The sequence below is a fragment of the Enterococcus sp. AMC1157 genome (genome assembly GCF_058216555.1).
This window is the reverse complement of the sequence record NZ_CM177099.1, coordinates 2,260,359-2,281,479: the sequence shown is the minus strand read 5'-3', so window position 1 is coordinate 2,281,479 and position 21,121 is coordinate 2,260,359. Positions and strand designations below refer to the sequence as shown.

The 21,121-nt window shown below is 36.2% G+C and carries 20 protein-coding genes; 6 read left to right on the top strand and 14 right to left on the bottom strand.

Annotation, left to right across the window (positions count from 1 at the left end):
* Window positions 1-34: 34 nt before the first annotated feature.
* From AC4BBX_RS11080 to AC4BBX_RS11040, 9 genes are all read right to left on the bottom strand, one after another.
* Window positions 35-433 carry a YlbF family regulator gene (locus tag AC4BBX_RS11080; RefSeq protein WP_490453880.1) on the bottom strand — a complete coding sequence of 133 codons (399 nt, stop codon included), beginning with the start codon at window positions 431-433 and terminating at the stop codon, window positions 35-37.
* Window positions 426-1,223 carry a TIGR00282 family metallophosphoesterase gene (locus AC4BBX_RS11075; protein WP_490453879.1) on the bottom strand — a complete coding sequence of 266 codons (798 nt, stop codon included), beginning with the start codon at window positions 1,221-1,223 and terminating at the stop codon, window positions 426-428. Before AC4BBX_RS11075 ends, AC4BBX_RS11080 begins: the two co-directional genes overlap by 8 nt.
* Before the next feature lie 358 nt (window positions 1,224-1,581).
* A complete protein-coding gene (locus AC4BBX_RS11070) occupies window positions 1,582-1,998 on the bottom strand; it encodes a methylglyoxal synthase (protein WP_490453878.1) in 417 nt (138 codons plus the stop codon).
* Window positions 1,999-2,029: 31 nt separating this feature from the next.
* Window positions 2,030-2,812: an HAD family hydrolase gene (locus AC4BBX_RS11065; protein ID WP_490453877.1), complete on the bottom strand. Its 783-nt coding sequence runs from the start codon at window positions 2,810-2,812 to the stop codon at window positions 2,030-2,032.
* 165 nt (window positions 2,813-2,977) lie between these two features.
* Window positions 2,978-3,754: a glycerophosphodiester phosphodiesterase family protein gene (locus AC4BBX_RS11060; protein ID WP_490453876.1), complete on the bottom strand. Its 777-nt coding sequence runs from the start codon at window positions 3,752-3,754 to the stop codon at window positions 2,978-2,980.
* Complete coding sequence (locus tag AC4BBX_RS11055; RefSeq protein ID WP_490453875.1) at window positions 3,754-5,007, bottom strand: MFS transporter; 1,254 nt, start codon at window positions 5,005-5,007, stop codon at window positions 3,754-3,756. The genes AC4BBX_RS11060 and AC4BBX_RS11055 overlap by 1 nt, the downstream gene beginning before the upstream one ends.
* A 501-nt stretch (window positions 5,008-5,508) precedes the next feature.
* Window positions 5,509-6,219, bottom strand: coding sequence for a tyrosine-protein phosphatase (locus AC4BBX_RS11050; RefSeq protein ID WP_490453874.1), 711 nt, complete (start codon window positions 6,217-6,219; stop codon window positions 5,509-5,511).
* 10 nt (window positions 6,220-6,229) lie between these two features.
* On the bottom strand, window positions 6,230-7,012 hold the full coding sequence (locus AC4BBX_RS11045; protein WP_490453873.1) for a PhnE/PtxC family ABC transporter permease: 783 nt from the start codon (window positions 7,010-7,012) through the stop codon (window positions 6,230-6,232).
* A gap of 395 nt (window positions 7,013-7,407) precedes the next feature.
* Window positions 7,408-8,205, bottom strand: a complete 798-nt coding sequence (locus AC4BBX_RS11040; protein ID WP_490453872.1) for a formate/nitrite transporter family protein — start codon at window positions 8,203-8,205, stop codon at window positions 7,408-7,410.
* Between the two features lie 739 nt (window positions 8,206-8,944).
* On the opposite strand from AC4BBX_RS11040, the gene rpsD reads away from it, so the two are divergent.
* On the top strand, window positions 8,945-9,556 hold the full coding sequence (gene rpsD, locus AC4BBX_RS11035; RefSeq protein WP_490453871.1) for a 30S ribosomal protein S4: 612 nt from the start codon (window positions 8,945-8,947) through the stop codon (window positions 9,554-9,556).
* A gap of 97 nt (window positions 9,557-9,653) precedes the next feature.
* On the opposite strand, the gene AC4BBX_RS11030 is transcribed toward rpsD, so the two are convergent.
* Window positions 9,654-11,024, bottom strand: a complete 1,371-nt coding sequence (locus AC4BBX_RS11030; protein ID WP_490453870.1) for a citrate/2-methylcitrate synthase — start codon at window positions 11,022-11,024, stop codon at window positions 9,654-9,656.
* Window positions 11,025-11,205: 181 nt separating this feature from the next.
* Here AC4BBX_RS11030 and acnA point away from each other — a divergent pair, with 181 nt between their 5' ends.
* The 3 genes from acnA (at window position 11,206) to AC4BBX_RS11015 (ending at window position 16,278) form a co-directional block, all read left to right on the top strand.
* Window positions 11,206-13,881, top strand: coding sequence for an aconitate hydratase AcnA (acnA, locus tag AC4BBX_RS11025; protein WP_490453869.1), 2,676 nt, complete (start codon window positions 11,206-11,208; stop codon window positions 13,879-13,881).
* Window positions 13,882-13,913: 32 nt separating this feature from the next.
* Window positions 13,914-15,185 carry an NADP-dependent isocitrate dehydrogenase gene (gene icd / locus AC4BBX_RS11020; protein WP_490453868.1) on the top strand — a complete coding sequence of 424 codons (1,272 nt, stop codon included), beginning with the start codon at window positions 13,914-13,916 and terminating at the stop codon, window positions 15,183-15,185.
* 547 nt (window positions 15,186-15,732) lie between these two features.
* On the top strand, window positions 15,733-16,278 hold the full coding sequence (locus AC4BBX_RS11015; protein ID WP_490453867.1) for a biotin transporter BioY: 546 nt from the start codon (window positions 15,733-15,735) through the stop codon (window positions 16,276-16,278).
* A gap of 39 nt (window positions 16,279-16,317) precedes the next feature.
* On the opposite strand, the gene AC4BBX_RS11010 is transcribed toward AC4BBX_RS11015, so the two are convergent.
* Genes AC4BBX_RS11010 through AC4BBX_RS11000 form a run of 3 tightly spaced genes read right to left on the bottom strand, consistent with a single transcriptional unit; the run spans window position 16,318 to window position 18,882 of the window.
* The gene (locus AC4BBX_RS11010; RefSeq protein WP_490453866.1) at window positions 16,318-16,926 is read right to left on the bottom strand and encodes a DUF1054 domain-containing protein; all 609 of its coding nucleotides are present in this window, start codon (window positions 16,924-16,926) and stop codon (window positions 16,318-16,320) included.
* Between the two features lie 53 nt (window positions 16,927-16,979).
* Complete coding sequence (locus tag AC4BBX_RS11005; protein WP_490453865.1) at window positions 16,980-18,398, bottom strand: PH domain-containing protein; 1,419 nt, start codon at window positions 18,396-18,398, stop codon at window positions 16,980-16,982.
* Window positions 18,391-18,882, bottom strand: coding sequence for a PH domain-containing protein (locus AC4BBX_RS11000; RefSeq protein WP_490453864.1), 492 nt, complete (start codon window positions 18,880-18,882; stop codon window positions 18,391-18,393). Before AC4BBX_RS11000 ends, AC4BBX_RS11005 begins: the two co-directional genes overlap by 8 nt.
* A 290-nt stretch (window positions 18,883-19,172) precedes the next feature.
* On the opposite strand from AC4BBX_RS11000, the gene AC4BBX_RS10995 reads away from it, so the two are divergent.
* Together AC4BBX_RS10995 and AC4BBX_RS10990 are read left to right on the top strand one after the other, a co-directional pair.
* Window positions 19,173-19,940: a helix-turn-helix domain-containing protein gene (locus tag AC4BBX_RS10995; protein ID WP_490453863.1), complete on the top strand. Its 768-nt coding sequence runs from the start codon at window positions 19,173-19,175 to the stop codon at window positions 19,938-19,940.
* Window positions 19,941-19,987: 47 nt separating this feature from the next.
* Complete coding sequence (locus AC4BBX_RS10990) at window positions 19,988-20,155, top strand: hypothetical protein (RefSeq protein ID WP_490453862.1); 168 nt, start codon at window positions 19,988-19,990, stop codon at window positions 20,153-20,155.
* 165 nt (window positions 20,156-20,320) lie between these two features.
* On the opposite strand, the gene AC4BBX_RS10985 is transcribed toward AC4BBX_RS10990, so the two are convergent.
* Window positions 20,321-21,052: a PucR family transcriptional regulator gene (locus AC4BBX_RS10985; protein WP_490455808.1), complete on the bottom strand. Its 732-nt coding sequence runs from the start codon at window positions 21,050-21,052 to the stop codon at window positions 20,321-20,323.
* Between the last annotated feature and the right edge of the window lie 69 nt (window positions 21,053-21,121).

Here is a 21,121-nt window from a genome sequence, read left to right as displayed (position 1 = left end):
CCCCCTCGTTCTTATTAATCTTTGAAAAACATTCTTATTCTTCGGTATCTTTTTCAATCGCATCGTTGACTTGTCGCTGCAAATTAGTTGTTACATAATGCAATAATTCATCAGCTTCAATTAATTTTTCTCGATACGCTACTACCAAAGGATGTTCTGCATATTCTTTATTTAATTCGTTAATTCGGGCAATTGCTAAACGTTCGCCCTCTGGTTTATTGTAATGCGCATATTGAACAGCGTCTTTTTGAGCTGCTTTAATGGCTTCTTCTAATTCTTTCAAGTGCTTGTTCTGTTGTGCTTTGGCTTGAATTTTTTTAAATTCTTTAATAGTTTCATGTTCGGACAACAGCTCTAGCAATTTCGCTAACGCTTTTGACACTTCTGGTTCCTGTTCTAAAGGACTCACATTCACACCTCGCAAGTTATTCATCAAAGGGACGATCCTCACTAATCTGAATCGGTTGAATCGATTTGGCTTTCCCCGTCTGTTCATCAATTTCAATGATGCAAGCCGAAAGAATACTTCGCCCACTTTCAACCACTTCAAAACGTTTTGGTAAAGCAGTCATAAACTTCTCGATAATTGGTTCTTTTTTCATTCCTAAAATACCATCATAAGGTCCAGTCATTCCCACATCGGACAAAAAAGCCGTCCCTTGTGGCAAAATACGCGCATCATTCGTTTGAACATGCGTATGCGTTCCAACAACTGCTGATACTCGACCATCCAAAAACCAGCCCATTGCTTGTTTTTCACTTGTGGTTTCTCCATGGAAATCAACAAAAATGAAAGGCGTGCGTTTCCGTGCTTCTGTAACTAAACGGTCCACTTCTTTAAATGGATCATCAATATCTACCATAAATGTGCGTGCCTGTAAGTTAATGACAGCTAATTCAATAGCATTGACCTTTACAAAAACCATACCTTGTCCTGGAACACCCTCTGGAAAATTGGCTGGACGCACCATTTTTTTGGCACTGTCGATAAACTCAAAAATTTCTCGATTGTCCCATGAATGATTCCCTAAAGTAACGACATCTACGCCGTCTTGAAGAAATTTTTTGTATATTTTTTCTGTAATTCCACGACCTGCTGCCGCATTTTCTCCATTTAAAATTGTTACCTGTGGACGATAAGCCTTTTTTAATCTAGGCAAATAGTCTGTGACTGTCTGTCTCCCTAGAGAACCCACTACATCACCGATAAATAAAACCCGCACACTTTTTCCTCTTCTCTATCAATATCTTTAACTATTATAATGGTTTTAAGGCAGAAAAAAAAGAGTTTGTCCTTTCAAACTCTTTTTGTAGTATTCTATATAACAAAAATGAAACTGTAAGAAAGCAGCTCCAAAAGTTACTTTGTTGTGTCAGATCGTCACGAGCCTCTTAACAGAGTCTCTTAGGCTGCTGACCTTCAAACCCTGACTAAGCGCTAGTCGCACTAAGTCAGAATAATTCATTCAGCTCTTTAGCACACGACAAAGAACTTTCTCTACTGTTTTCTTACAGTTTCTACAGTATTTTTAATACTCTTTATAAGCAATTCATTTCAAAAAACAGCATCCGCTCATCTATCTAAAAAATCGTATGATCCAACTCGTGGACAACATTTCTAAAATCTGCAAAACCAGCTTCTAAGCCACGTATTAAAATTTCTGCTGTACCGATATTGGTTGCTAGTGGGATTTCGTAAACATCTGACAAACGAATTAAAGCTGTCACATCTGGTTCATGGGGTTGAGCAGCCAAAGGGTCCCGCAAAAAAATAACCATATCCAATTCATCTTGAGAAATCATCGCCCCAATTTGTTGGTCGCCACCTAATGGACCTGATTTAAAACAATGTACGGGTAAACCAGTTTCATCTTGAATTCTGCCTCCAGTTGTACCTGTCGCAAACAATTCATGTTGAGCTAAGATATCTTTGTACGCACCCACTAATTTAATCATCATTTCTTTTTTACGGTCATGGGCAATCATCGCTATTTTCATTTACGTTTCCCCTTTCTATTAAAACACCTGCCTATTCTGCAACAAAACCTAATTTCACTAATGCCTTCCAAATGCCATCGCTATCATTATCGTCGGTAATCATATTTGCATAACCACGAACTTCTTCGCTAGCATTTCCCATAGCAACTCCAGTACCAGACATTTGTAACATTTCGCGGTCGTTCATACCATCACCAAAGGAAATCACATCTTCTTTAGACAAACCTAATTGTTCAGCTACTTCTAAAATAGTAGCAGCTTTCGATCCCCCTTTAGGAATCACATCCACGCACTTTCCATGCCAACGAACAAAAGATAACTCTGGGTATTTGTCGTCAAAGAAGTTTTCATAACTAGCATCGTAAAATGCCAAAGCTTGGTACACATCTTCATTATGAACAAATTCAGGCTCTAAATCTGGCGTTGTTGAACCAAAGGAATTCATCGCCTCTTCCATATCTTCTGGGTTAAAAGTAGTTGAACGCTTAGAAGCATCCAGACCAACAAAAGATGTATCAATTTGCATACTGTGTGCTTCGTCTAAGAATGCCAGTAATTCTTCTTTTGGTAGCAATCTTTTATAGACTTGCTCTTCCTTAATAAATGCTGCTGATCCATTACACAATATGTAATTATCAAAACCCAAGTCAGTAATGACTTCTTCTGCCAAATAACGACTCCTTCCAGTGGCAATCATGACAATGTGGCCGGCTTCTTTCAAAATATTTAATGCTTTTTTAGTACTAGGTAATGGATTTTTATTTGAATCTAGTAACGTTCCATCAATATCAAAAGCAAATAGTTTTTGACTCATTTTTAATGTAAACTCCTCTTTTATTAAAATCAATTCAACTTTTCCTTATACTACTACTTAATCATAAATAGTAAGCTTTTTCAACTATCTATTCCCTACTTTTCTGAAATGAAAAAGTGGATAGAACAAATATATATTCTACCCACCAATATCTTATAAATTAAATTATCCCCTACTCACACAATCGGGCTCAAAAAATTCAAAAATAATCGCCTCGATGTTCTTTCTTTTTGCCTCATCCTGAGAACGAACGGTCCATAACACAAATTTTGCACCTAGCCATTTGTTAATTTGTAGTGGAATATTCCATCGAGCCGATGCCACATCGACAGCAATAAAATGAGGTCTGGACCATGCTTGATAAAACATAGTATTTAACAGAACTCCTTGCCAGAGTACTGGGTATTCCTTAACATGAGCAACTAATTGTCCCCTTGTCACTTCTGGTGCATGTTTTTTAAACCAAGCGACAATCAATGGATTAAAACTTTCGATGCAATAAGAACCCTGATACTCTTTCAAAAGAGCATAGACCGTTTGACAAAATGAATTGACTCGATTCAAGGAGCCTGATTTAAGCTCTATAACCAAATCTACTTTTCCATCGACTAATTCAAAAACTTCTGTTAATAGCGGAATTTGAAATTCACGTAACTCTTCTAACGTACAGTCGGATACTAAACGTTTATCTTTTTCCAATCTGAATAAACTATTGTCATGATAAACAACCACTTGCCGATCTTTGGAAAGTTGAACATCTAACTCAATCCCATAACCGTTTTCTACTGCTAATCGAAAAGCTTCCATGCTATTTTCTTTCACATTTGTATCCTCTGAATGAAAACCACGATGAGCATACTTTGTTTGTTTTAACTGTCTCTTCTCTCTACTTGGAGCAACTAAAAAGATATATATAATAACTAATAAAATGACCCACCACATTATTTATTGACCCCTTTACTTTCTGGAATTGCATCGCCATGTTTCACTTGTATCATTGTAATAAATGCAAGGAAAACAAAAATTGCTGCGTATGGAAACAGGACGCGATAACCGATAAAATCAAATAAAGCGCCAGATAAAATCGGCGTCACAATTTGTGCTGCCATTGAAAAGGTATAATACAACCCTGTATATTTACCAACATCTCCTACCCCCGCCATTTCTAAAACCATCGGCAATGAATTTACGTTAATAGCCGCCCAAGCAAGTCCAGCCAACAAGAAATTGACATATAAAAGCGAGCTAAATTGCTGGTACAAAGTGGCGGTCGCAAAAACGAAAGTTAATAAGATGACGCCAATTTGAATTGTTAGCTTTCGACCAAATTTAGAAGAAAAAATTCCAATTGGTATAAAAGAAATAATCGCTCCCACATTTGCCACCAATAAAATCGCTGATGCTTGGGAATCAGATAAACCAATCTGAATCGTTGCATAGCGAGAAAAAGCTGATGTAACGGCATTGTATCCCATAAACCATAAGGCAATTGAAAGTAAAATGAAAGTTAACGAACGACGAATCTCTGATGGCAGTGTCGTTTTGTAATGCTCTTTTTTACTTTCTTCTATTTGATGTAATAACGTTTCATCAGACATTTCTTGTACCCATTGGTTTTCTTTCACTGTAACCAACATCACAACTAGCCCCAAAAGCATAATTCCAGCGATTAATAAGAAAACTGGATAATATCCTAGTTCTGCTGGATTTAATAAAGTCAATCCTGCTAAGGTAATGACCCCACCAATCGCACCCATTAAATTAATAATTGCATTTCCTTGAGAACGTAACGGTTTTATCGTGACATCTGGCATTAAAGCGACAGCAGGCGAACGATAAACTGCCATAAAAATCAAGACAATACCCAATGCAATAATAAACAACCATAGATTATGGCTGTGAGCGGCATATGGTAACAAAATCATACCAACCGCTACGGCAATTGTTCCCAAAATAATAAATGGCATTCTTTTTCCTAATTTGGTCATTGCTTTATCGGATAAAGCGCCAAAGAACGGCAACATGAACAAAGCCAAAATATTGTCTAAAGACATCACCACTCCAGAAAGAGTATCCGGAATACCAAAATCACGATTTAACATCAACGGAACCGCAAAATCATATAATTGCCAAAAAGCAGAAATAGTCATAAAAGCAATACCGACCAATAACGTTCGTTTAATATTTAGTTTCATTCAACTTCCCCTCACATTTCATTTCTAAGCAAAACCACTCCATCTTTAGTTCTCATAACATTCTTCATTTTTTGTTGAATAGTTAATTACAAATATTATAACAAAAAACAGCAATAAAAAACGAAAAGCGGATTTGATTTTCAATCAAAACTAAACAGCAACCGAAACTTTCAGAACAAAGCTCCAAAAATGTATTTGTTGTGTGAGATCGCCACGAGCCTCTTTGCAGAGTCTCTTTGGCTGCTGACCTTCAAACTCTGACTAAGTGCTAAAGCACTAATTCAGAGTAATTCATTCAGCTCTTTGACACACGACAAATACATTTTCTCCGTTTGCTCTTCCAGTTTTTAACAGTTGATTTTTTATAATTGTAAAGAGAATTCGTTTCAAAAACTGGAAGGTAGACCGGAGAAAAAAACTCATCGCCAGCTAAAGATGAGGATGAATTACACAGTGTTGGAAGTAGAGGTCTTCTACTTTCTATCACTTAAAAAAGGCAAGCTAAACACTTACAGAACTTACTGAGAATTTTTGTTGTAAACGAGCTAATTCTTCGTCTGTGACACCAATTTCTTTTAAGTACGTAGGGATATCTCCGTAATTATCAAAGAGGTACACTAATGTTTCTTGCATCGCTTCCGCATCTGAGCGTAATAGCGCTGCATGTAGTTGACTCGCTTCACCAAACAATGGATTTTGAATTAGATACGTATGTGTTGTTTGATAATTCGCCACGATATCTTGAGCAGAGACACCTACACTACCTAAAATTAAAGCAGCCATTACGCCCGTACGATCTTTACCAGCAGCACAATGGAACAGTACGCCTTGCTCTTCCTTCGCTAAGATAGAGAAAATTTCACGTAATTCAGCTTGTTTGTTGATTAAAATTTGTGTATAGAATTGACTAAAAGTAAAATCTTCAAATGAAGGTAATTCTACCGCATTATCACTAGATAACGGGAAGTTGTGATAGTGAAACGTGCTCGCTTCAGGATGTGGCGCTTCTGTCAATTCTCTTTCACTACGTAGATCAATAACTGTCCCCACGCCATAATCCGCTAAAAATCGCAAATCATTTTCTGACAACAAATTCAAATCATCACTTCGCAAAAATTTGTGCCATGCAGTGACATTCCCATCTTTTGTTGGGTAACCACCTAATTCTCGTGTATTATACGTACTTTCTAAAGGCAAACGGACAAAATTCATCTTAAAACTCCTATCTTAAATTTCTTTTCATTCTAGTTACAAATAATTCTACGGTAATCATCGCGACAAAGATTGTCACAATGACTGTCGAAATTAATGGATAATCATATTTTCCAATAGCTCTCATTAATAAAGTTCCAATTCCTCCAGCACCGACCATCCCTAATGAAATAGATTCGGCAATATTTCCTTCCAAACGGATAGAAATCCAAGAAAGGAATGGATGAATCAAGTTAGGCAATAAACCTTCAGTAATGATCTGTAATTTAGTAGCTCCAGTTGATTTCAAAGTTTCAATAATTGCAGGATCTTGTTCTTCAATCGAACTGATAAAAGATTTTGTTAAATAACCAGTTGTCGGGAAAACCATCCCCACTAAACCAGCCGCGTTACCAAAACCTAAACTTGCCACAATCATTAAAATCCATACCAAGGCTGGAACAGCACGAATCACGCTGATTACTGCTTTAATTCCTACTGATAAAGCTGCGTAAGGTGTCGTATTATCTGCACCAAGAAAAGCTAAAACAAAGGAAATGATAATCCCCACTGCCAAACTTCCTAAAGCCATGGCCACAGAAACGAACAATTCAGATAAAATAGCCGGTAATTCTGTTATATCAAAGGCAAAAAAGTTTCCAATAATACTACTCGCACCAGCAAATCTACTCATAAATTTCCCTATATCTAGCTGTAAAAAATGAACAGAAACAAAAAATAATGTGATAGCAGCAACCACCGTAATCAAAGTTGTCATCTGTTGTTTTACAGGGGAAAGTCTCACTTTTTCCATCTAATTCTTCTACTTCAATGCCTAAAGCTTCTTCCATATCTTGTCGGAATTCTGCATTTTTCGCACCGGCGTCTTCATTATTTTCATCAGGCATTTGCACAATCGTAATTTTTCTAGGCGCTCTTGCTTCCTCTCCACTTTCTTGATTATTTCCACAAGCCCCCTAATAAGAAAGATAGTCCTAAGACTAAAGCAATTGACCATTTTTTCATTTTTATTTTCTCCTCGTTTTTTCCATATGATTGTCACTTTGACTATTTCACTATAAGTGGTGAACATCAATTTTCGATAAATTTCTGATGGTTTTCATGTAAACAATGTAAACAAATTGTAAGTAGCTAAAAAAAGACGATTCATCCAAATAAATGAATGAATCGTCTTTGTGTAGATAATGTTTAATCTACGTAATTTGATTTTGAATTATTTAACCATGCGTATCCAAGACCCATGATCATTCCTCCACCGATGTAGTTACCAAGTAAGGCAAAGGTTAAATTATGAATGACATTGCCAACTGTCAAAGCTTCCAATGTGCCATTTGAAGCAAAATAAGCCATTGAGAATGCTGGGAAGTTAGCGATGACGTGTTCATATCCTAAAAAGGCAAAAATGAAAATGATGAAAATAATTGCAGCAATCTTTCCTGCATCATCCTTCATTCGCATACTTACAAGTACCGCTGTATTTACTACAATATTAGCAAAAATTCCTTCTACAATAATTTGAGCGGTTGGTTTCAACAACTTCCCTGAAATTGCCTCCAACATAAAGTTATCTGCAGGTAAGTTTTGGAACGGACCTGTCAGAGTAACTAAATACCCAAAAATTACTCCACCAATTAAATTAAATAAGATACATGTCACTAAAATTTTCGCAGCTTTTGCAAATGATAGTCGTTTTCTATAAACACCTACTGTCATATACAACATATTAGACGTTCCAAGTTCAGCATTCATGTATAAGATCATTACTAAAGACCAACTAAACATAAATGAGTAGAGAATTTTCCCCAATCCATGGGTAATTTCTTCCCCTTTCATTGCAATAGCAAATGCTATCGCTGAACCTAACGTTAAAAACATACAGGCCAACATCGCACGCACCGCGTATCGAACATAACTATTCTCGATTAGATTTAACTTTTTAGCAATCGAGGAATCAATTTTTTCGAATAACGGAGATACCGGATTCATCAATTTTTTTCACCTTCACTTCTTTTTCTAAAAGTCCTTCCTTATTTTAAAGACTAACACCTTATTTGTAAAGGATTTTGTGAAAGAAGATACTTTTTCAGAAAAAATATTGTTACTATTTACAATAAACTTGACACTTCACTGCGAGAAAGTCTTGCTTAGGTCATCCTAGAACCGCTCCAAGCCTGTAGTCTTGGAGCTTGAATTCTTGACGTGGCGACAACGCAAGCCTCTCTTCGTTACGCTACAAGTTGATTGATAAGTGTTAGCTCTTGAACTTGTTTCTATTTTTTTTAAGTAATCTACAAAAATATTGAAAGCTATCTAGCGTAATGGAATAACGAAAGCTGCACCGTCACCGCAAAAGGGAGTCAATGTGAACTATTTTGAATCACTACGATTGGCTCCATTTAATCCCACGATCGACAAAAGCAGTCTTCGTTGTATAGTGTAGCAAATGAATTAGAAAGATAACTGCGAATGGTAACCAGAAATTGGTTTGTTTGCCATTTAAAGCCATTTCCCCTTGACAATTCTAGTTCATTCAGGTTATACTACTCTTTGTGTAAAATAATGCAGCAGAGAAATAATTAAACATCCCTAGTTCATCGCCCAGCGGGGTTCAATTGCGTAACCGCGGCTGCAAAGGTGAAGATTGAAGAATGAACTACATGTCGAATGAATTTTTCATCGGATTATTTTACTCCAAAAAAATAATTATTTATTGGAGGAATTTTTAATGTCTCGTTATACAGGACCATCATGGAAACTTTCTCGTCGCTTAGGTATTTCATTATCAGGCACTGGAAAAGAATTAGCTCGTCGCCCATACGCACCAGGACAACACGGACCAAACAGCCGTGGCTCTCGTTCTGAATATGGATTGCAATTAAACGAAAAACAAAAACTACGTCATATGTATGGTATGAATGAACGTCAATTCCGTACTTTATTCGTACAAGCTGGTAAAATTAAAGAAGGACGTCACGGCGTTAACTTCATGGTTTTATTAGAACAACGCTTAGATAACGTTGTTTACCGTCTAGGTTTAGCAACTACTCGTCGTCAAGCACGTCAATTAGTTAACCACGGTCACATCACTGTTGATGGCAAACGTGTGGATATTCCTTCATACCGTGTTGCAGTTGGTCAAGTGATTTCTGTTCGTGAAAAATCTCAAAATGTTTCAGTTATTAAAGAAGCAGTTGAAGCAACTATCGGACGCCCAGCATTCGTAAGCTTTGATGATGAAAAACTTGAAGGATCATTAACTCGTTTACCAGAGCGTGACGAATTAACTCCTGATGTTGACGAAGCTTTAATCGTTGAATATTACAACCAAAAACTATAAGAGTTTTCTCAAACCAAAGTTCTTTTCAGAGCTTTGGTTTTTTTTATTAAAAAGCTCCAGCGAAATCCTCAATTGTGATTTCATTGGAGCTTTTTTGTTATTTAGATCTTTCTTCCAAGGACTGATAAGGTCGATCAGTCGAAACTTCTTTATAAGCGGGACGCATAATTCGTTGAGAATTGATTAATTCTTCAATTCGATGAGCTGACCAACCAACAATTCGCGCAATGGCAAAAATCGGCGTGTACAATTCAGAAGGTAAACCCAACATACTGTAAACAAAACCACTAAAGAAATCAATATTGGCACTGACACCCTTATACATATGACGTTTTTCCATAATGACTTCTGGTGCAATTCTTTCAACTAAGGTATATAAATCAAATTCGGCTTTCGCTTCTTCTCCCTTTTCCTCTGCTAATTTTGAAACATAACGTTTAAAAATTGCTGCTCGAGGATCGTTGTCACTATAAATCGCATGTCCCATACCATAGATCAAGCCTTTTTGATCGAAGGCTTTTTTTTCTAAAATATCAGAGAGATACTCTCTAACAGCTTCTTCATCAGAATAATCTGCCACAGTGGCTTTTAAGTCCTCCATCATTTGAGTGACTTTAATATTTGCACCACCATGTTTGGGACCTTTTAAAGAGCCTAAAGCTGCAGCAATGGTTGAGTAGGTGTCGGAACCACTAGAAGTGACAACCCGTGTAGTAAAAGTTGAATTATTCCCACCACCATGTTCCATATGCAAAACCAGCGCCATGTCTAGCGTCTGAGCTTCTTGTGGTGTATATTCCTGATCTGCACGTAACATCATCAAAATTGTTTCGGCGGTACTCAAGGTTTCTTTAGGTTTATGAATATACATACTGCCACCATTGCCATAATGATTGTAGGCATGGTAAGCATATACAGCTAACAAGGGGAACACGGCAATTAAATCCAAACTTTGATCCAAGACATTTTCGATACTTACGTCATCTGCTTTTTCATCATAACTCGCCAGTGTTAAGATACTTCGGGACAAACTATTCATAATACTTGCAATGGGTGCTTTCATAATAACATCTCGAACAAAATTGGTAGGTAATGTTCTACGTTTGGCTAAAATTTGTTGAAAATCATATAATTCTTTGTCTGAAGGTAGTTTACCAAAAAGTAATAAATATGCAACTTCTTCAAAACCAAATCGCCCTTCAGAAACAAAGCCATTTACTAAATCTTCAATGTCGATTCCACGGTATCTTAACTCTCCACAACCTACAACTTTCTTACCATCTACAACCTTTTGAGGATATATGGTTGAAATATTTGTCAGTCCAACAACTACCCCTTTCCCATTAATGTCCCGCAGTCCACGCTTGACATCATTTTCTGTATAAAGTTGCATATCTATTTTATCATTTTCATAACATTGAGCTGCAAGTTCTCCTAAGCTTGGAAAGTTATTTTGGTATTTTGCCACATTATCTCCCCCTATCCCCTAATTAATTTTAATTATTTTACGTTTTTTTAAAATAAGTTATGTAGACTATTATAGCATGATAAACTTAAAATGAAAGATTTTTAATTAGGCGATTTGCTTTTCTTGAATAAAATCGTATAATTATACCAAGACTTTTAAAATTTGAATTGGAGGCATTTGAATGACTTGGAAAAAACAATTAACCCTTCATGAAAAAGCGTACGATTATTATGATATTCAAGAAGTTGTACAATCATTTAATGGAGAAATCACTCGTTTACCCTATTCGATTCGGGTACTTTTAGAGAGTGTCGCTAGACATTTAGGCGAAGATGTGACGGAAGAAAATATTGATGATTTAGTAAATTGGAATCCCACTGAACCTCGAGGTGTGGTGCCTTTTAAACCTGCCCGTGTTGTATTGCAAGATTTTACTGGTGTCCCTGCAGTGGTTGATTTAGCTGCCATGCGTGATGCGATTGTTTCTTTAGGAGGGGAAGCTTCGGATATTAATCCAGAAATCCCAGTTACTTTAGTCGTCGATCACTCGGTTCAAGTCGATGCTTCGGGTCGCCCGGAAGCCATCGCGATTAATACTCAACGAGAATTCGAGCGTAATCAAGAGCGTTATCAGTTCTTAAAATGGGCACAACAATCCTTTAATGATTTTGAAGTAGTTCCCCCTGAAACAGGAATTATTCACCAAGTAAATATTGAATCTCTTTCTGATGTTGTCATCAGTAAAGATGTAGATGGTTCGACTTTATTATTTCCTGATACCTTACAAGGAACTGATTCTCATACGACGATGATTAACGGACTTGGTGTTTTAGGCTGGGGAGTAGGTGGTATCGAAGCAGAAGCCGCTATTTTAGGAGAAGCTTCCTTTTTCCCAACTCCCGAGGTAATTGGTGTAGAGTTTATTGGCTCTTTCCCAGCTGGAACGACGGCCACTGACTTAGCTTTGGCTGTAACTGAACGTTTAAGAAAAGAAAATGTCGTCGGCAAATTTGTCGAATATTTTGGGAGAAGTTATTCTGAATTAAGCTTGGCTGACCGAGCAACCTTAGCCAATATGGCACCTGAATATGGAGCAACTTGTGGCTTCTGTCCAATTGACCAAGAAACCTTAAACTATATGGCAACGACTGGACGTTCACCAGAATTGATTGAATTAGTCGAAGCATATGCCAAAGACAACCATCTATTTTATGATCCAGAAGTAGTTCCTACCTATACTACAGTGGTTACGATTGATTTGGCAGAGATTCAACCTTCTTTAGCTGGACCTAAACGCCCACAAGATCGAATTACATTGTCTCATGTGGCTGAAGATTTTGATCAATCGATTCCAGCACCGATTGGACCTAAAGGTTTTGGTTTACCTGTGGAAGAATTGGAGAAAACCGCTCATATCGATTGGGACAAAGATGAGGATACCTTGCATACAGGTGATGTCTTATTAGCTGCCATTACTAGTTGTACCAACACGAGTAATCCATTTGTGATGTTGTCTGCTGGTTTACTGGCAAAAAATGCTGTTGAAAAAGGCTTAACCGTACCAGCTTACGTAAAAACATCTCTAGCTCCAGGATCAAAAATTGTTACTTCTTATTTAGAGAAAAGTGGATTAATGCCCTATTTAGAAAAATTAGGTTTCTATTTAGTTGGTTATGGTTGTACAACTTGTATCGGAAACTCTGGTCCTTTGGCCGATGAAATTTCTGATGCCATTCAAGAAGAACAACTCTTAGTCGCTTCTGTCCTATCAGGAAATCGTAACTTTGAAGGACGGATTCATCCGTTAATCAAAGCCAACTATTTAGCTTCACCACCGTTAGTTGTTGCTTATGCCTTGGCTGGAACTGTGCGAAAAGACTTGACCAAAGAACCTTTAGGATTTGATACAGCAGGGCAACCAGTCATGTTAGATGATATTTGGCCAGCAGCGGAAGAAGTGAACAATTTTATTCAACAATTTGTTTCACCAGATGCTTTTAAAGAAGCTTATGCTCATCTTTTTGATGCCAATGAACGTTGGAATGAAATTGAAACAACGACAAGTGATTGTTATGAATGGGATGAGGAATCGACTTATATTGCCAATCCTCCATTCTTTGAAGGTTTGACCAAAGAATTACCAAAACAAGGAACTCTTGAAAACTTACACGTCTTAGCTAAATTAGCAGATTCAGTGACAACGGACCATATTTCTCCTGCGGGTAGCATCGGCTTAGACTCTCCTGCTGGAAAATATTTGAAAGCAAAAGAGGTCCCTTACCGTGATTTCAACTCCTTTGGTTCTAGACGAGGAAATCATGAAATCATGATGCGAGGAACATTTGGAAATATTCGTTTACAAAATCAACTCGTTCCTGGTAGTACAGGAAGTGTCACTCGCTACCTGCCAACAAATGAAGAAATGTCCATTTACGATGCTGCCATGAAATACCAAGAAAATAATCTTGGTGGGATTGTTTTGGCTGGGAAAGATTATGGCATGGGTTCTTCTCGTGACTGGGCAGCCAAAGGAACACAATTATTAGGTGTGAAAGCTGTTCTAGCGGAAAGTTTTGAACGAATTCATCGCAGTAACCTAGTGATGATGGGGGTTGTCCCGTTAGAGTATCTTAACGGAGAAACAGCGGATAGTTTAGGCTTAACCGGTGAAGAAACCTTTGATATCTTTTTACCAGAAGAACCGCAAGTTCAACAATTAATTGAAGTCGTTGCGAAAAAAGCAGATGGCGAAGAAATTCATTTCACTACCCGTTTACGCTTTGATGCACCTGCTGATATTCGCTATTGGAAAAACCAAGGCATCTTGCCAATGGTAATTCGCAAAAAAATGGCTTAACAAATTTATATTCTAGACAACGGAGGAATAGCATGACTTATATTACAGTTACCGAAGAAGGGGAACGTCTGATTCCGGATACTCCTACAATTCCATTTATTGCTGGGGATGGTGTCGGTCCAGAAATTTGGGCTGCCTCCCAACCAGTTTTTGATGCAGCTGTTGCAAAAGCTTATGGAGATGATCGGAAAATTTTCTGGCAAGAAGTCCTAGCCGGAGAAAAAGCTTTTGATGAAACAGGCAGTTGGTTGCCTGACCACACGTTAGATGCCATCGAACTAGCGAAAGTTGCTTTGAAAGGTCCTTTGACAACACCTGTTGGCGGAGGCATACGTTCTCTTAATGTGACTTTACGTCAAACCTTAGATTTATTCGCTTGTGTCCGCCCAGTTCGCTATTTTGATGGCGTGCCTTCTCCATTAAAAGAACCAGAAAAAACGGACATGGTGATTTTCCGAGAAAATACCGAAGATGTGTATGCAGGAATTGAATTTGCCAAAGGACAACCTGAAACTCAAGCATTAATTGATATTCTGCAAAATGACTTTTCAGTTAGAAATATTCGTTTTCCTAAAACATCCGCTCTTGGAATCAAGCCTGTTTCAGAAGAAGGTAGTATTCGTCTTATTAGCGCAGCAATTGATTTTGCAATTGCACAAAAACGTCCGACTGTAACCTTAGTTCATAAAGGAAACATCATGAAATTTACAGAAGGTGGCTTCAAAAACTGGGGTTATGAGCTAGTAGAAAGTAAATACGCAGACGTTTGTTTCACGATGAACCAATACCAAGCATTAAAAACAGAAGTTAGTATTGAGGTCGCTGATCAAGCTTTAGCGGATGCTAAAGCAGCTGGAAAAATCATCGTCAATGATGTAATTGCCGATAACTTCTTACAACAAATTTTATTATATCCAGAAAAATATGACGTGATTGCTACTTGTAACTTAAACGGTGATTATATTTCTGATGCTCTAGCCGCTCAAGTTGGCGGCATCGGGATTGCACCTGGTGGAAATATTAATTATCATACAGGTTATGCTCTGTTTGAGGCTACTCATGGAACAGCACCCGATATTGCAGGAGAAGGTAAAGCAAATCCATGTTCACTTCTTCTATCCGGTGGTATGTTATTAGAATTTTTAGGTTGGCAAGAAGCCGCTGACTTAATCACCGAAGCGATTGAAGAAGCGATCCGTTCAAAAAAGGTCACTTCTGATTTTGCGCAAGCAATGGAAGATGCAACCTTATTATCGACTCAAGAATTTGGTTCACTTTTGGTTTCTTTGATTAAAGAAAAGTAACGATAATACGAACTGTAATATATCTGAACAAAGAAGATTGCTCCCAGCAAATTTGCCGGCATTCATTCTTTGTTCGGATGTTTTTTTCTTGTTTTATACTAGTCACAGCAAATTTGACGCTTCACTACACTAGATAAATGTCAAAATTTCTGTATGTTAAATCATAAAGTGGTGATATGTGGTAACAATAATGGCAGAAATGAGTGCAATATATAATACACATTATTTAATTTTCAGTATAACGAAGAGAGACTTGCGTTGTCGCAACGTCAAAAATTCAATGTGAACAACGCACAGTTGCCAATTGATTGGTTTACTGTGCGTGTGAAGCTTGAAAGCTTCAAGACTACAGGCTTGGAGCGGTTCCGGGCTGACCTAAGCAAGATTCTCTCGCAGTGAAGCGGCAAGTTTGCTGGGAATGATAACTCTCGTTTTGTTTATTTCACTTTTCGTTAACTTACTATTTACAAACAGTTAACGTTTATGCTATAGTCTTTTTATCGTTAACTAGATAAAAAATAATAGTTGACAGAAAGCGAGTGACTATATGAAATTATCTTTAAGAGAACAATTAATTGCGGCAATTTTTGCAGGAATCATTAGTATTGTTTCACAAATTACTATTCCTTTAGGTTTAGTTCCCTTAAGTTTACAAACCTTTATTGTTGGGTTGACCGTGACTTTGTTAGGTCGTAAAGTTGGTACTTGGGCGATTATTATTTATTTATTACTTGGTCTGATTGGTTTACCTGTTTATGCCGGAGGAGGCAGTGGAATCGCATCTTTATTAGGTCCTACAGGTGGGTACTTAGTCGGATTTTTATTTACAGGTTTAGTATTAGGAACTTTATTAGAAAAAGTGCCCACAACTTTGTTTTGGATTGTTTTAGCCAATCTAATTGGTTTCATCGTTACCTTGTTATTTGGTAGTGTCTGGTTAAAATTCGCTGCTGATATGACTTGGAGTGCTGCACTGTTATCCGGTTTCGTTGGATTTTTATTACCAGAAGTTATCAAAGCCGTTTTCTCAGGAATAATTGGTCTTGTCTTGCTACAACGTCTACCTCAAAAATTTTTAGTTCAAGATAGATAAATAAAAAGAAATGGGGCTGAAATCAGCGCCCATTTCTTTTTATTCATTTATTTGTAATCCTTGATACATTGGCAGTAACGCTTGATAAGTTTCTAGCATATACTCTTTAGCTTTTGCCGGTGTTTCCCATAATTTACTTTCTCTTGGAATCACTCGACCAATTTGAATTTCACTCTTCTTGACCTTCTTTAAGCGTTGTAAAGCTGCTTCCATTCCCTCGGTCTCTAACTCAAAGTAATCACTGATTGTATGATCTTTATTGTAGACAAAATCTTTTGGTAACTCATTCCACCATTCAGGATGATCAATTAACAGTTCTGCCATCTGATTTTTGCCTTTTGGTTGATCAATCACCGATAACCACATAAATACATAGTCAGGAAAAATTCCTAATTGAAAATGAGCTTCCATCTTATAGCCACGTTTCTTACGACTAATCGCCGACCAAGTATTTTCTGGCGGATGAACTGTACGACGAATATGTTGGGCAATATGAATAAACAATTCTTCCCCAATCTTCGGTTCTAAATCAGCTTTAAAATACTCATTTAGCTCTTGAAAAATCGGCTGAATCTCACTACGAATAACCGCCATTCGTTCATCCAAACCCTCTACTTGAAATACTTCAAAGCTTTTTTCAGTAAACATTAAAATGGTTCTCTCCCCCTTTCCTTCTATTTAATTACAAAATACGTGTGCAATCAACTATTTTTCTTTGATAGCGAAGTGAGCGATATCTCTTTCTTAAAAATAGTGTACAGTGATTCAATATGTGAAAAAGAAATAAACTTTAAGGACATTGATGAGCCAATAGCACCCACTTTAAAATGAAGTGTCACATGACCTGTTTTTTTATTATATAACCATTTTGAAGTTTTCTGTGAAAAAGCCTGAACTTTAGATGAATGAATAATAGTTCGAATTTTAGTAAAAACTCGATAGTTTTGGAAACAAATTTGTTTTTCTTGAATCCAATATCCTTGAAAATAGCCCATTATGAAAGCTAGTCCCACTAACACTAAAAGGATTACTCCTAAAATAAGACTCAACCATGGAGAGAAAAAAACACTAATAAAAATCAACGGGCTCAGTACTAGAACGGGAATTCTAAAAAAGTACCACAATTTTTTTCTTGAAGTATATTGTATATCTGATTTTGTTAGAGTCCATTCTGGAAGTAAGAAATCTAAAACTGGAATAATTTGTTGCTCTTGAATAATTGGTAAGATGAATAGTTCTGAAAGTTCCTCTTCCATTTCTTGTCCACCCGCAAGCAATACTTCGACTGATGCTAAACCAAAGAGTTTTCTTAACAGCGCTTGGTGGATTTTTAATCCTTGAATTTTCCCAATAGGAATTTTTTGGACTTTTCGTTCAAATAAACCACTTTCGATCGTTAAAATATCTTTCTGTCTAGTCACTCGAAAACGATGATACCTGATAAAATTTCTAACTATTGCGATAACAGAAAAAAAAGTGAAACCTAATGCAATGATGAGACTAATAATAAACCAACCTGATGAAAAAATTTGTGCTACTAAGCCCCAAATTTTTTCCTCCCATTTATCCAAAAATCCCTGTTCTATTATGGCGATTATTGCAAAAATTCCTGCAAAAATACTACTATTAGTTAAACTAAATAAAACGATTTGCCCGTTACTAACTTCGTATAAGCGTTGATATTCTTCTGCCAAATGTTGCTCCTGTCGATGAGCTTCTATTTGTGTAAGAACTATTTCCGGAACGGCAGTTAAGACCGCTTCTGCCTCTCCAGAAACTCCACCTGCAGTCTCGATAGCTAATCTAACTACACCAAATGGTTTAAAGAAAAACCACTGCTCCTGTTTAATTGTCTGAATTCGTTCATATGGAATCATTGTCTCTTTTTTATTAATAACTCCCGAAGAAACAACTAAATGATTAGGCGTTAATTGATAATACTGGTTATGATAGATAATAAGAATTAATACCATTCCTAATAATGACCCTATTAATAGTCCAAAAATACCAAAGATATTTCCTTGAAATAAAATAATCACAACTAGAAAAAGCCATGAACGAATTTGTTTTACAACAGCCATTAAAATTGCAATTGGATGATAATGCTTTTTTTCAGACATCTTCCTTTACCACCTTTACTAACGCAATAATATGCTCTCTTAATGATTGTGCTTCTTCTATGCCTAAACCAGCAATTCGATGAGAAGTTGCCGCTGTATGTACAATAATTTCCATCAAATTTTCCTTACGTAAAAAAGGACCTTGTTCTGTAGTTACGTGTTGAATTCGATTGATTGGCACAATCGTCGTTTGGCGAAAATAATAGCCTTTTTGAAAAGCTAAATCTTCAGAAGTGATTTCATATCGACGAAAAGAATAACGATAAGGAACTACCTTTATATTAACAATTGTCCAAATCGCAATGATACTGATTATTGTAAAAACACCTAACAATACATACTTATTCCAGCCATAAAAAAAGAAAAGACCTCCACTAACTAATAAAGCAATCAATACCAGTAGACTACTTGTAAAAATAATTGTTCTGCGCCACACACGTTGAATCCGTTCTGGCATTTGTTTTGATAATAATAAATACTCCATGTTTCACCTCAAATGTTTCATTTCATTTTTCTAAAAATAATTATCTTTATTTTACTTCATTAAAATGTGAAAGTAATCTTTTTATTACACTTTTCTGTTAAATATCTACATATTTTTTGACAGAAATTCCTGACTTTGTTAAATCACCAAAAATTATTTAACAAAAAAATATCAATAGTTTAAAAAAATGAATGGGATAGAATCTCTAATACATCAACACTCTACAAATCATAGGTTGTCTTTTTTATCCTTCTCAGCTACCCTTGTCTTATAGATGAGGAGGGATTTTTATGCCCATTGGAAAAACAATTGCAACTTATCGTAAAAAATTAAATTACACTCAAAAAGAATTAGCCACAGAATTGAATGTTTCTGACAAAACTATTTCAAGCTGGGAGAATGAACGAACATATCCAGATATTTCGATGATTATTCAATTAAGTGATTTATTAAATCTTTCATTAGATGAATTGCTTCGTGAGGATACGATGATGGTAGAAGAAATAGACACAACAATCAAAGCAGGAAAATTTTATCAACGTTGGAAAAAAGTAATCTTGGCAATGTTGATATTTATTTTAGCTTTTGCCAGTTTAAATCTAGTTTGGTTCGGTTGGAAGCAATATCGCCTAAATAAAATAGAAAGTTATCAAACAGATTTCATGCCTGCTGAATGGGAATATAAGGATTTATATCTATTAAGTATTGAAGACAATTCAGAAATTGGTACGGATTATTACGTTAAACCAAACTACTTCATCACCATAGAAAACTATAATGCTGTTCCATACTTATGGTTCAAAACACTGATAACCGACTTTCATGTTGCTTATTCTAACGATTACCAACTTTCATTTATTGATAAGAATCAATTGATGTTATACTCAGAAGCGCGTGGCAACTTTATATATTTCACTCCAGATTTAACACCTATTTCAGGTAATAATTTTGGAGAAGAGTTATCCAAAAACGAAATTACTGAGTTTCTTAAAGAAGAGGCGTTTGACTTACGGCGATTGATTGACACTGTCATGCCTGTATTCGAAGAGTTATATTAGTAAATATGATACACTAATTATAGAAGACAATAGAAAGGATGTTGACCATGGCAAAGAAAAAAGGATTTTTCATTAGTTTTTTTGAAGCATTTGCGCACTTAAATCCTGACTTTATCGGACGGAATCAAAATCAAAACATCGAAAAACGTCAAGCCAATGTTCGTAAGATGGAAAACGAACGGCAAACAAGAGCGAAAGAAAGATTGAGAAACTAAGAAGAACGGAGAAATCAATAAAATTTTATTGTTCTTAAAATGACTTAAAATAATCTTAGACCACACACCCTACCCATTACTCCTGTAAAAATAGTTACCTATTCATAGATGAAGAACCTCAAGAAGTGATTATTTTGAATAAATCACTTCTTGAGGTTCTTTTTACTACAACAAAGGAAAGATATAGATAACAAACTCTAATTGCAAATTGTCTTCAGGGATATCAAAGCTAATATTCAATAGTTCTTCAATTTTACTCAGTCGATGTAACAGCGTGTTACGATGAATAAATAAATTTTCAGCAGCTTTGGTGATATTTCGATTTGCCTGATAATAAGCTTGCAAAGTTTTTAGATATTCACTTTTATTAATTTGGTCAAATTCTTTTAATGGAGCAATAAACCGTTCTGTGATTTTTTGCAAGCCTTCTGTAGACAAGTGATCTCTGACAATATGTTTCAAGAATACATCGTCATATGAAATAATCTGATGGGAATTTTTAAACGACTTATCATTATTATAGATATCCAAGGTTTGCAGCGCTTGTTGAAACGAAATATTAATTTCTTTGAGATTTGGTACAGTTGGACCAATCGCCATTGTAATATCTAAATCATTCGATTCTTTTGCTAGTTGATTTAGTAATGACTTTCCAATTGTATTTATCGCCTTTAAATATTCTCTTTCATCAGCAGGTGGATCTTGTACTAGTAGAATAAAAGAATTGCTATACTCAATACAGACCATTTTTTGTCGATATCCGCTCAGCATTTGATTTAATCGAGTGCTTAAATTCATCATTTGACGATTTGAATGTGACTTACTATTTGATGTTTCCAAAATAGCAATTGAATAAATAGCATCCGCTTTTAATTGATAATACTTAATAAATTGTATCAGATCGTCTTCATTTACATACTTATTTCGAATGATTTCAAAAAATGTTTCATTAAAAATAATGACAGA